The sequence below is a fragment of the Nostoc sp. DedSLP04 genome (assembly GCF_034530775.1).
Classification (GTDB): domain Bacteria; phylum Cyanobacteriota; class Cyanobacteriia; order Cyanobacteriales; family Nostocaceae; genus Nostoc.
Map to the genome: position 1 here is coordinate 100,378 of NZ_JAVRCL010000020.1, position 11,762 is coordinate 112,139.

8 protein-coding genes and 1 pseudogene are annotated in these 11,762 nt (G+C 40.5%); 3 read left to right on the top strand and 6 right to left on the bottom strand.

Annotated features, from left to right (window positions below; translation table 11 throughout):
• Window positions 1–51: 51 nt before the first annotated feature.
• Window positions 52–1,197 carry a glycosyltransferase gene (locus tag RMX89_RS13990; protein WP_322689347.1) on the top strand — a complete coding sequence of 382 codons (1,146 nt, stop codon included), beginning with the start codon at window positions 52–54 and terminating at the stop codon, window positions 1,195–1,197.
• 805 nt (window positions 1,198–2,002) lie between these two features.
• Window positions 2,003–4,129 carry a bluetail domain-containing putative surface protein gene (locus RMX89_RS13995; RefSeq protein ID WP_322689348.1) on the top strand — a complete coding sequence of 709 codons (2,127 nt, stop codon included), beginning with the start codon at window positions 2,003–2,005 and terminating at the stop codon, window positions 4,127–4,129.
• Between the two features lie 22 nt (window positions 4,130–4,151).
• Here RMX89_RS13995 and RMX89_RS14000 read toward each other — a convergent pair whose 3' ends face one another.
• Entirely contained in the window at window positions 4,152–4,523 is a 372-nt protein-coding gene (locus RMX89_RS14000; RefSeq protein WP_322674831.1) for a hypothetical protein, read from the bottom strand.
• 516 nt (window positions 4,524–5,039) lie between these two features.
• On the bottom strand, window positions 5,040–5,309 hold the full coding sequence (locus RMX89_RS14005; protein ID WP_069069307.1) for a hypothetical protein: 270 nt from the start codon (window positions 5,307–5,309) through the stop codon (window positions 5,040–5,042).
• A gap of 844 nt (window positions 5,310–6,153) precedes the next feature.
• Here RMX89_RS14005 and RMX89_RS14010 point away from each other — a divergent pair.
• A complete protein-coding gene (locus RMX89_RS14010) occupies window positions 6,154–7,452 on the top strand; it encodes a sodium:proton antiporter (RefSeq protein ID WP_322674830.1) in 1,299 nt (432 codons plus the stop codon).
• Window positions 7,453–7,591: 139 nt separating this feature from the next.
• Here the strand turns inward: RMX89_RS14010 and RMX89_RS14015 are convergent, their stop codons facing one another.
• From RMX89_RS14015 to RMX89_RS14030, 4 genes and pseudogenes are all read right to left on the bottom strand, one after another.
• On the bottom strand, window positions 7,592–7,981 hold the full coding sequence (locus tag RMX89_RS14015) for a hypothetical protein (RefSeq protein ID WP_322689349.1): 390 nt from the start codon (window positions 7,979–7,981) through the stop codon (window positions 7,592–7,594).
• 381 nt (window positions 7,982–8,362) lie between these two features.
• Window positions 8,363–9,469, bottom strand: coding sequence for a saccharopine dehydrogenase family protein (locus RMX89_RS14020; RefSeq protein ID WP_322689350.1), 1,107 nt, complete (start codon window positions 9,467–9,469; stop codon window positions 8,363–8,365).
• Window positions 9,470–9,592: 123 nt separating this feature from the next.
• Window positions 9,593–11,101 carry a C-3',4' desaturase CrtD gene (gene crtD / locus RMX89_RS14025; RefSeq protein WP_322689351.1) on the bottom strand — a complete coding sequence of 503 codons (1,509 nt, stop codon included), beginning with the start codon at window positions 11,099–11,101 and terminating at the stop codon, window positions 9,593–9,595.
• Window positions 11,102–11,525: 424 nt separating this feature from the next.
• Window positions 11,526–11,762 (bottom strand): annotated as a pseudogene (locus RMX89_RS14030) (hypothetical protein); the annotation flags it as partial.

The window sequence follows — 11,762 nt, forward strand, 5'->3', positions numbered from 1 at the left end:
TAATAAATACTAGGGGCACTACACGGGTCAAATTAGATAAAAAGAGGTTGAATGAGAATTCTTTTTTTGGATCAAAGCGGTAAACCAGGTGGTGCCGAATTATGTTTAATAGATATTGCTAAACCTTATGGCGATCGCGCTTTAGTAGGTTTATTTGCAGATGGCCCATTTAAACATTTACTACAACAAAATTATATCCCAGTAGAAGTCCTCGCAACTCAAGCAATCCAAGTTCGCAAAGAAAGCAGTTTGCTACAAGGATTCAACAGTTTGAGACAACTTGCACCTTTAATTACTAAGGTAGTTAAAAAAGCGCGTGAATACGATTTAATCTATGCCAACACCCAAAAAGCATTAGTTGTCGGTGCGTTGGCAAGTTTTTTCAGTCGTCGCCCTCTGGTTTATCATTTACATGATATTCTTTCCAAAGAACATTTTAGCCCAACTAATCTTCGTATTGCTGTTAACCTAGCTAATCGTTTTGCATTATTAGTAATTGCTAATTCCCAAGCTAGTCAATCTGCCTTTGTACAAGCAGGAGGACGCCCAGACATCATCGAAGTTGTTTATAACGGCTTTAATCCCAAAAATTATCAAACTGATGAGTCTGACATTCAGAAACTACAGCAAAAGTTAGGATTAGAAGGGAAATTTGTCGTTGGACACTTTAGCCGTCTTGCACCTTGGAAAGGGCAACATATTTTAATTGATGCCCTTGCTAAATGTCCGCATAATGTAATAGCAATTTTAGTGGGTGATGCACTGTTTGGCGAACAAGATTATGTCCAAAAGTTGCACCAACAAGTTCGTGAACTGGAATTAGAAAATAGAGTCAAGTTTTTAGGATTTCGTTCTGATATTCCCCAGTTAATGGCAGTTTGTAACTTGGTGACACATACCTCTACTTCACCAGAACCTTTTGGTAGAGTGATTGTAGAGGCAATGCTATGTGAAAAACCTGTAGTTGCAGCCAAAGCTGGAGGTGCAATGGAATTAGTAGAACATGGACTTAATGGTTTTTTAGTCACACCAGGAAAACCCCAGGAACTTGCACAAGTAATTAGCACTTGTTTACACGAGACGAAAATAACTGCAAATATAGCTAAGAATGCCAGGATTACTGCTAGTGAGCGTTTTAATGTTGCAGTTATTAATCAGCAAATTGCCCAACTGCTATCTGATATCATGTCCGCTTAAATAGATATAATACCCGTGCTAACCCCACCCAGCTAAAGCGTAGCTTTTACTCCCTTGCTCGCTTGCAAAGGCGTGCTTTTATGATTGACAATTAGACGGGCATAATAATATTAAAAATTAGTACAGCCTTGTACAAGTTTGTAGCGAATCGAATTTTAAAACTTTGCCTTAGTGTGCGAATATTTACACCAAGTTGCTGTATTTAGCAATGCTCTATATCATATAAATAGTGTAATTCAGAACACTGACTAGAAAAAATTCTATCTTATATTGTCATTTTTATAAATGATACAACAGAAATACATTTAACAATCTCCTGCGACTTTCAACTACCCACATTTAGTAGATATAGCAATCCGATTTGATTTCTGAATTAATCGTAGGGACTAGGGACTGGGGACTGGGAAGAAGGAATAAAGGTGTACTGAGTTTTTTTCAAAAATCAAATATGAGTCCTATAAAAAGATTTTGCTAACTATAGCGCTGTATCATGAAAATACATCGCAATACACAACACCCAAGGCAAACGCATCTAAATTACTCTCGATCGCAACCAAGGTTAAGAACCAACGACAAAATCAGCATTTCTCATTTGGTTTAGTTTCCAAGACTCAAAGCAATATCTACGACAGGCTGTGACGCTCCTGCGTCGCTAACGCTACGCTATCAGTGACGCTAAATTTATGTCAATAAGCGGGGATTAATGCGACTATTTTTGAGCCGATTGAGAATAAAATCCTTTTGTTGACATGATGCGTTTGCCCTGACACAAGACCGAATCAAACAGATAAGGAACACAAATATTATGCCTTCAACTACAACTTACACTTACGATGCTGCTGGCAATGTGATATCTGAGAAGATAGACAACAACAGTGATGGGATAATAGACTCAGTTATTACCTACCGCTATAACCAGACATCCTTTAGCGAAGACAACAATGGCGACGGCATAGTTGATTATGCCGAAACCTCTACTTATGATGCCAACGGCAACAAAACATCTGAAAGCCAGGACTACAGCGGCGATGGCATAGTTGATTATGTCTATACCTCTACTTATGATGCCAACGGCAAGTTGACATCGTATAGCGGTGACATCAACAACGATGGCATAGTTGATTTTGTCTCAACCTATACTTATAATGCCAAGGGCAAGCGGACATCCTCTAGCTCTGACATCAACAACGATGGCATAGTTGATACAGTCGAAACCTCTACTTATGATGCCAACGGCAAGTTGACATCCTTTAGCAATGACTCCAACGGCGACGGCATAGTTGATTTTGTCTCAACCTCTACTTATGATGCCAACGGCAACCGGACATTCTTTAGCGAAGACTCCAACGGCGACGGCATAGTTAATATAGTCGAAACCTTTACTTATGATGCCAACGGCAAGTTAACATCCAAAAGCGGTGACTACAACGGTGACGGCATAGTTGATTATGTCGAAACCTCTACTTATGATGCCAACGGCAAGTTGACATCTACGGAAAGCTTCAACGGCGACGGCATAGTTGGTAGAGTCTTAAGCTATACTTATGATGCCAACGGCAACCAGACATCCTTTAGCCGTGACTCCAACGGCGACGGCATAGTTGATAGAGTCGAAACCTATACTTATGATGCCAACGGCAACCGGACATCCTTTAGCGAAGACTACGACGGCGACGGCATAGTTGATAATGGCTACACCTCTACTTATGATGCCAACGGCAAGTTGACATCCAAAAGCTATGACAACAGCGGCGACGGCATAGTTGATTATGTCGAAACCTATGATGCCAACGGCAACCAGACATCCTATAGCCGTGACGACAATGGCGACGGCATATTTGATTATGTCTCAACCTCTACTTATGATGCCAACGGCAACTTGACATTCTCTAGCGAAGACAACAATGGCGACGGCATAGTTGATTTTGTCACAATTGATAATACTTATGATGCCAACGGCAAGTTGACATCTTCTAGGCGTGACAACAGCGGCGACGGCATAGTTGATTATGTCTCAACCTATACTTATGGACGCACATCCGCCAGTTATGACTTCAACAACGATAGTGTAACTGATGCAGTTGGCATCTACAGCTACGATTTGAGCGGCAAGCTGATTTCACAGAAAATTGACAACAATAATGATGGTATCTTTGATCGAGTGACTGCCCTAAGTTACGACGCTAACAACAGACTAGCTGCACAGCTAGCTGACCTCAACAATGATGGCATCGCTGAGGAGATTACCACTTACAACTACGATGCCAATGGCAAAGTAACTAGCGCAGATATTGACAGCAACAGTGATGGCACTACTGATGCAGTTGCCACTTATCTGTATGATGCCAATGGTCAACTTCTCAGCAAGACCACCACAGAAGGAACTGTGCCAAACCAAAGCTTAAATGGTGGCAATGGTGCAGACACGCTCACTGGTGCGGCTGGTAACGATCAAATTAAAGGCAAAAACGGTAACGATCAACTCCTTGGATTAGCCGGAAATGACAAACTAGTTGGTGGTAACGGTAATGACATCCTTAACGGTGGCGCTGGGCGTGATACCCTCACAGGCAGTTGTGGCGCTGATAAATTTGTGTTCAATAGTCTGAGTGATTCGCTGCTGTCTGGCTTTGATAAAATTACTGATTTGAAAATCGATGAAGATAAAATAGATGGGCTGTATGCAGTTGACGCTACTAATTTAGTTCAACTTGGCACTGTTGCGAGTCTAAATCTTTCCGATGTACAGCAGATATTGAGTGCAACTGCTTTTGTGGCTAAAGGTGCGGCAACTTTTACCCTTGGTACAGAGAATAAGGGGCAGACTTTTTTGGCACTCAATGATAACACTAATGGATTCTCTGCCCTCACGGATGCTGTGATTGAAATTAGTGGCTACAAAGGTAACTTAGCCTCCTTAGCAGTTGTCTAATCATACTACGGTTCAGGTGTGACTATAAACCAACTAATTCACGAGATTCAAAATCAGAAAGTTGTTGAGCGATCGCTAATCTTGCTTCCAACTTAGCTACACTAAACTGGTTACGCAGATATTCCAAATGGGCGATGGCATTTGCTTTCTCGACAGTTAATCGAATTTGGGTGTCTATTGCCTTTTGATATTCCTGATTCACAAGCAACACCTCAAAGCGACGAGCCTTGCGTTGAGCATCATTCTTCAAATCCATCTCAAAGGCAGCGGTGCGGTCTGCATTGCCTTCAAATCGGTTAACTTGGTGCTGCACTGCCATCAACTGAGAATCTATTTCATTAGCCCGTTGGGCAGCTTGTGCGATCGCAGCTGGATAATGACTCAGTTGCATCATTTAATAATTTTCCTCTCAGGTCAATAATGTAGTGTTTAAGTATAAGACCAACCCTTGAATTTATTTACCAAAAGGCTGTCACAGAGCAGTTTTACACTTAACTCAGCTTGGTGGAAGCTATATATATATTATAGTCCAAATGTATTGAATTAGGTGAGAAAAAGCGATGCCTGAAGTGCAGGTATGCCAATTATTTTCCTCTAATTATTTACAATCATTTTCCTAATTTTTCGCTAAAATAAAGTTAAAATAAACTCTCAAAAATTTTTATCTTTACTCTGTATGAGCTAATTTTTTAAGTTTTTGAAATTAGCTTTAGACAAAGGAGTAAAAATGAATATCGATCGTCATTAATTTCTAGAGATGTCTTTTGAATAACACTATTAATTTTGCCTTTTAAGATTAAGTCCGCCCATATACCCATGACTTATTTAGCCGTCAGACTGAAGTCTGCGGCTAATAAAGTAAGCCTGCATAAGCAGGCTAATTATTTTCTGCTAAATTCTACACTTTAGCTCAAGCTGCTTCCCGCAGTTGTGGTTGTGACGGCACACTCACCTCTGGAAATGAAAGCGAGAGTTGTTCGGCTTGAGGTACTGCCGCTTGCTGCAAAACTTGAACTTCAATATTCACGCTGACCAAATAACTACCTGTATCAGCACCAACTGCTTCGGCAATGAGTTTAGCAATGTCTGGGCGTTTGGCAGTCAGCGGGTCACGTAAAATACACCGATCCCATTCATGCTTGGCAGTCGGATTGAGGTTGAGAATATAATGCTTCATCATCGAACTAACCCTTGAATCCATCTTCCAGAAGGTTTTCACAGAGCCATTATGCATTTGGCTAGGCTTTGTGGACGCTATATCTATTATAGTATATTTGTACTAAATTGGGCGATATCTGAGTCAGAAAGTAGGAAATATATCATGTCTAGCTAATTGCTATATTCCCTAATCTATGCGGAAAGCTCAAAAATCCCTTCGCTCTTTGGTCTTACAACAGTTTTCATCTATTTGAACCACACTTGTCGTAGGGGCGCAAGGCCCATTGGTGTCAACTTAACTCGAAACCCGCTTGGTGACAACGTTTTGCTCTCACCCCCAGCCCCTCTCCCATCCGTGAGAGGGAAACTAGACATTCAATTCCCCTTGTCCTTTGGGAAAAGGGATTAGGGGATGAGGGTGTAAGGGATTTGCAAAACGCCTGTCTGATATAGTTTTCGGCTTAAGTTTACACCAATGAAGGCTTTATGCCCTTAGCGCGGGACACGATTAAGCCGTTCCACATTTAACTTGCATAATTAGCGTAGGCTTTTCGGTCTATGCCACAAGAGTTATATAAATAAATTAGATGTCGTTTAGCTTATAAATCATTCGTAAAAGCGTATAGGTGTGTCTTAGCTATATTCCCGTGCTACATCCAATTAGTTAAAGGACTTCTAACAAATAATCAAAGCGCAATGTCTAGGATGGGTAAAGCCAACGCCAAATTTATCTATTCCTTTCTTCTCTAATTTAGTGATGTCTCTAAATTCTTAATCCCAGAAAATCTGCCTATAGGTAAATTCTAATACAAAGGTATTGCAACTAAGCTTACAAAGCAACACCTTATATTTATGTAAATCGCTATATGGTAGATATCTATATTATTGACCTATTTGTAATTGGTCTACTTTTACTGATGGTAACTTTAGGGTCGGGTTGGATTACTCGCTTACCCCTTTCTTTTGCCATCATCTACCTAGTGGTTGGTATTTTTTTAGGCCCTTATGGCTTAGGGCTGATTGAATTACGTCGAGATGACGTTTTTAATACCGAACTGCTGGAGAAAATAACAGAACTTGTCGTGATTATTTCTGTGTTTAGCTGCGGCTTAAGAATTGTTCGGCCTCTAAAATTAGGGGTTTGGGATATTACAGTGCGATTGATTGTATTTCTGATGCCAATTTCAATTTTTGCTCTGGCTGTTGTGGGTAAATTCTTTTTAGGAATGAATTGGGGAGAAGCAATTTTATTAGGAGCAATTCTTGCACCTACAGATCCAGTATTAGCATCAGAAGTACAATTGACCAGTGCAAATGACCAAGATGAGTTGAGATTTGGTTTAACCTCTGAAGGTGGATTAAATGATGCTTTAGCTTTTCCCTTTGTTTATTTTGGTCTTCATGCTTTAAAAGATGACAACTGGGGTAACTGGTTTAAACAGTGGATTACAGTTGATTTGATCTGGGCGATCGCATCTGGCATTATTATGGGAATTATTGTTGCCAAATCTATAGTTTGGATTGAACAAAAAATTCAAAAACGCCGTCCTGCCGATAAGTTAATGGAAGACTTTACTGCTATCAGTACAATTCTCATAACTTATTCCTTAACAGAAATGGTTAATGGCTATGGATTTTTGGCGGTATTTGTTGCTGGCTTAGTTGTCCAACGCAGTTACAAAAATTCTGAAAAACCGATAGAACAATTAGAATTTGTTGAGCAAATCGAAAAACTACTGGAAGTTGGGACAATTTTACTATTGGGTTCAATATTATTATTGAAACCAATACTCAATTATGCTATGCAATCTGTGTTAGTAATAGTTTTGTTATTCTTGATCGTCAGACCTTTAGGAGTTTGGATTAGCACAATAGGTAAACGTCCTCTAGATTCACGCCGCCGAACCTTCCACCCAGGAACTCGGTTGTTATTTGGATGGTTTGGGATTCGCGGTGTTGGTTCTTTATATTATCTAGCTTATGCCTTTGGTCATGGTTTGAAAGGTGAGGCAGCCGAACAAATTGCTTGGATAACTTACACTACTATTGTAGCCTCGGTAATTGTGCATGGCATTAGTGCAACTCCATTAATGAAGTGGTATGAGCGCAATTTTGCTAACAATAAAAATACTACTCCTCCCACCACAATAGATGAATTTGAGTGAAAATATTTCTTGTATGTAGCGACTTTCAAGACAGTCGCTACAATTTAATTTTCTGAATTTGCTTCAAACCGGAGAGGCGTTTTGATTCTTAAATTCTAATTTCTTTGTAATAAAGCGGTTCAGGTTCAGTCTATATTCCCTATTTTCCTGTCACTTTTTCAATAACTTCTTTCGCTTTTTCACCAAAACTTTCTGGGGGATTTTGTTTTTGTTCAGCCTTCAAATTTCTTTCGTAAGTCTTCTCTATAGTATTAAGATTTTTTGAATCTTTTATTGCTTGCTCATAAGCTTCTTGTCGTTCTTCTTCTTGAATACCAACACCTGGGTCAAATTCGTTAGCACGATTAATTTTTTCTTCAGAATTTGGTTTATACTCTGGAGGTATTAGTTTTAATTCTTCAAGAGTAGTTGCGTGACTAGTTTGCTGAACAAAAATGAAAGAACCTGACAAGCTGATGAAAACCATCAAGCCAACAACCAAAAAGCTTGAACGTAATGCTTGTTTTAAACTTAATAGAATTTTTTGCATGAAAAAAATCTCCTAATCTTTTTGTTATGAGGCTTTTGAGGTAGAAGATAGATTGAATATCTTAGGCTCACAGGCATCCTAAGTGTTTAGGTACAGTTCTTTCTTCTACCTCAAGGTATATTAATTTTTAGCTAGGGTAATCTTATTCACAAGACTAAAATCCCCTACTTCTCTAAAATGTCGGGGATCTCGTTGTTCTCAAATGATTTAGTAGGAGGACAAAATTGTGCCACCTTACCCGTGTACTTTTTTAAAATGATAATCCCTATAGTCAAAGATTGTCGTGCTTACTAACAATACCATCTAGAACTCAACTTTTGGACTAATAGTTCAAATCGACTCAAGTAGACTGATATTTTTACTTTCCGATCGGATAGACACTTATGACCAACTATGATTAATTTTTATTCCTCGGCTTTGCATTACCTCTTCAAATAAATTTGTTGGTAATGCTTCTTCTACAGGAAAAACTCCAGGTTTTTTGAGTTTACCTTCTAGCAATAATTGGGCAATACTACCTGTGCCACAACCAGAAGCCACAGCAGTATTTTCATGCACGACAGTTGAGCAATAAACGGCTGTTTCACCATTTTTCTGCCCTGTAACCTCAGAACGAACTGCTACTCCAATTCCACTAAAATTATTAGTGACATCTGTCATTGAATGGCTGACATGAGACAGAAATTCAATCATGTAACGACGCTGCATTAACCACTTGGGGAAAATGTGTGCCGCAATCCAAGTTAGATGATTATAAAAATCTGGAACGGAACCAAACTTAGTAATTACAGTTTTCACTGATGGGAAAGCATGGGGCAGTGTAAAGGTTTCTGGCATATCAAACCAGTAAACTCCGGTGCGTCCATAGGGAGGTGGAAACTCAACTATTTCCCTTTCACTATAAGGCTTGACTATTTTCCATTTTCCATCTATCCAAGTCTCAAAAGGATACTGCAACCCTAAAAAAGTTGTTCGCATTACTGTAATGCCAGCACCACCAGAACCAGAAACTAAATAACTTAAATGGATGTTTTCTGGTCGCTCAAATTGTTCAATTCCCTGACGTACCATGCTGTTAGAAATACCAGGAAAAATGCCAGTATTAATAATTGCTGTCACGCCAGCAGCAGCAGCTTTTTCATGATAATTCAGAGCTTTGCTGGTATAAGACCGATGGTCGCTAACATCTAGATAATTAACGCCTTCAGCAATACAGGTTTCGAGAACATTAGTATCTCGATAGTGAAATGGCCCGGCACAATGGATGACTAAATTAGAGTTTGCGATCGCATCTCGCAATTTGTCAACTTCTGCCAAGTCCAATACCAAAAACTGCACTTGTCCTCCTGAAGACAAGCTTACAGCCTTCCCAAACTCCGCAGAACGTCCAGTAATCGTAATTTGAGCCTGCGTATGGGTAGCGAGATCCTGAGCAACACTGCTACCAATCCGCCCTCGTCCACCAAGAATTAAAACGCTGTCTGTCATTACTCCAGCATTCGCAACACTAACTTAATTTGACCAGTTTTGTGTCCTGTTTGCCATCGGTTATAAGTATGACTTACCTTTCAATCAAGGCAGAGTTTTCAATTATAGTTAAATCTGCCTTCTTCACGCCTCAATTTGCCTAACTACTGTTAGCGCTGAATAACTCACCCCAGCAGTACCTTCCCCTGGATGGGTGGAGTCACCAACTAACCACAAATTCTGGATTGGTGTCCGATTGGCGAACCCAAAGGGGCCAAAGGTGGGAATCCTTTGACCGATGCCACCAACTATACCGCGATCGCGGGCTGTAAAATGGGCAAAGGTGCGCGGTGTTGCGGCTTCTTGATGAATAATAGTTTCTGGTTTGAGATAGAAATATTGGGCAAGACGAGCGATCGCTTCTTCGGTAAACTTTTCTTTTAGTCCTTCATAATCATCAGTCTGCCACCACTGTGCGGGATCGACAAATGAAGAAGCAATAATTGTCGCTTTCCCCTCCGGTGCGCGGCCATCTCCAGGATGACTGACGGAAACAAATAGGGAATTATTCTCGCCAATAGGCCCATCAGCATCGTACAGAAATTGTAAGTGCGGAGGACACCCATGTGGAATTGCGCTGGCATCTACACCCAAATACACCACAAAAGCACCCGATGCTTGGGGCAATTTTTCCACCCGATTTTTATATCCAGATGGCGCTTGTTCTCCCAACAACTGCACCAAATTTTGCACGGTGACGTTGCTAACTATGTGGTCGGCTGCTTCTGTCCAAACTTCGCCAGTTTTCTGATTTCTAATAACAATAGCAGTAGCTTTACCGTTTTCTACTTTGATTTGTTCTACTGTGTGGTGCATCAAAAGTTTGCCGCCGTCTCTCTCTAAGGATTGTACCAAGCGATCGCTTAATACTTGCATACTTCCCTGGAGGTGAAACAATCCTTGGGGCAGTTGGGATACACTTAAGGCTGTGGCTGCATAAAGTAATGCTGTATTCTCTGCATCTACCTGGGAGTATAGCTTCAGTTGCAAATCTAAAAAAGTCCTCAATCGCTGGTCATTTCCCAGTCCGCACAACCGTAAAGCATCTCCTACCGTAAACAAGGTGAAGGGTACGGTAATTAATGTACTCGGACGCACCGCCTGAGTTAGCTGCCACAAATCCCATAAATTACGCGGCGGTAATACCGGGTCGCGTCCTTGAAATTCCCAACTAGCAGCAAATAAAGTTGCCATCAACTGCCAAAACGGTTCGCTACCAGGAAACTGTTTTTGTCGTTCCTCTTGCCATTTCTCTTTGTCACGCCAAACATTAATCGGTGTACTTTCCCCAGGTAAATACACTGCACAAGCAGGATCGCAAGGCGTTGCTTCCGGTAAATCTATGTCCAATTCTGAGAAAATGCGGTGGTGAATTCCCCCTGGTTCCAATCCCGCCACCTGAGTTGCTCCCACATCAAAGGTAAATCCTTGGCGTTTAAACGTCGAAGCACAGCCTCCTGGTACGAGGGCTTGATCCAAAATTAAGACACTGTAACCTCTATGAGCTAATAATGCTCCAGCAGTCAGTCCACCTATTCCCGCACCAATAACGACGACATGAGAGTTACTTTTGTCAAGAGAAATGCTGGACATTGATTATTTTCTTTAAAATTCTTAATACTTTTACTTATAATTTTACCTTAATCTCAAATTTGAATGGGGTCGAAGGGTGCTAGTGTACACAAGTCATCGAATTACCCCCTTAATCCCCCCGATATATTGGGGGAAACCGGAAAATCTGGTTCCCTCCCCTTTATAAGGGGAGGGTTAGGGTGGGGTAAATTTACCCCTAAATGCAAGTGAGTAGACTGTTTCAAACTTGTGTATACACCATAGCCTTACTAAGGAGAGGAACAGATTTTGCGTAGCATAACCTTTCTTAAGGTATCTCAGGGGTTGTACGATAAATCTTAAATGGCCTCATCAAAAATTTGTATGTACACGGGGGTTAAGGGGGATCTAAAAGTGCCTATATTCACAGCAAAACACTTTTCAAACAACCTCTTAATTTGACACGCTACCCTAAACCCAAAAAATTTGAAATCAACGGCAATAGATTGCTGCATTGTTCAACCAACTTTGTAGCACTGGGTAAACTAGAAATTGTTCCTTTTAAAATCTTTATAGCCGTTTTCGCCGCCTTTTGCATCGCCCCCTCTTGAGGATTTTTCCCAGCTTCTGCTAAAGCTTTCACTTGTTCTAATAGACATGTCCTTAAAACAAAAGTTATGGAAAAATGATACAGAAATAAAAA

Excerpts from the sequence above, each read along its gene's own strand:
- RMX89_RS13995 (WP_322689348.1), top strand. The coding sequence starts at position 2,003 with ATGCCTTCAACTACAACTTACACTTACGATGCTGCTGGCAATGTGATA.
- crtD (WP_322689351.1), bottom strand. The coding sequence starts at position 11,101 with ATGTCCAGCATTTCTCTTGACAAAAGTAACTCTCATGTCGTCGTTATT.
- RMX89_RS14010 (WP_322674830.1), top strand. The coding sequence starts at position 6,154 with ATGGTAGATATCTATATTATTGACCTATTTGTAATTGGTCTACTTTTA.
- RMX89_RS14000 (WP_322674831.1), bottom strand. The coding sequence starts at position 4,523 with ATGATGCAACTGAGTCATTATCCAGCTGCGATCGCACAAGCTGCCCAA.
- RMX89_RS13990 (WP_322689347.1), top strand. The coding sequence starts at position 52 with ATGAGAATTCTTTTTTTGGATCAAAGCGGTAAACCAGGTGGTGCCGAA.
- RMX89_RS14005 (WP_069069307.1), bottom strand. The coding sequence starts at position 5,309 with ATGATGAAGCATTATATTCTCAACCTCAATCCGACTGCCAAGCATGAA.
- RMX89_RS14015 (WP_322689349.1), bottom strand. The coding sequence starts at position 7,981 with ATGCAAAAAATTCTATTAAGTTTAAAACAAGCATTACGTTCAAGCTTT.
- RMX89_RS14020 (WP_322689350.1), bottom strand. The coding sequence starts at position 9,469 with ATGACAGACAGCGTTTTAATTCTTGGTGGACGAGGGCGGATTGGTAGC.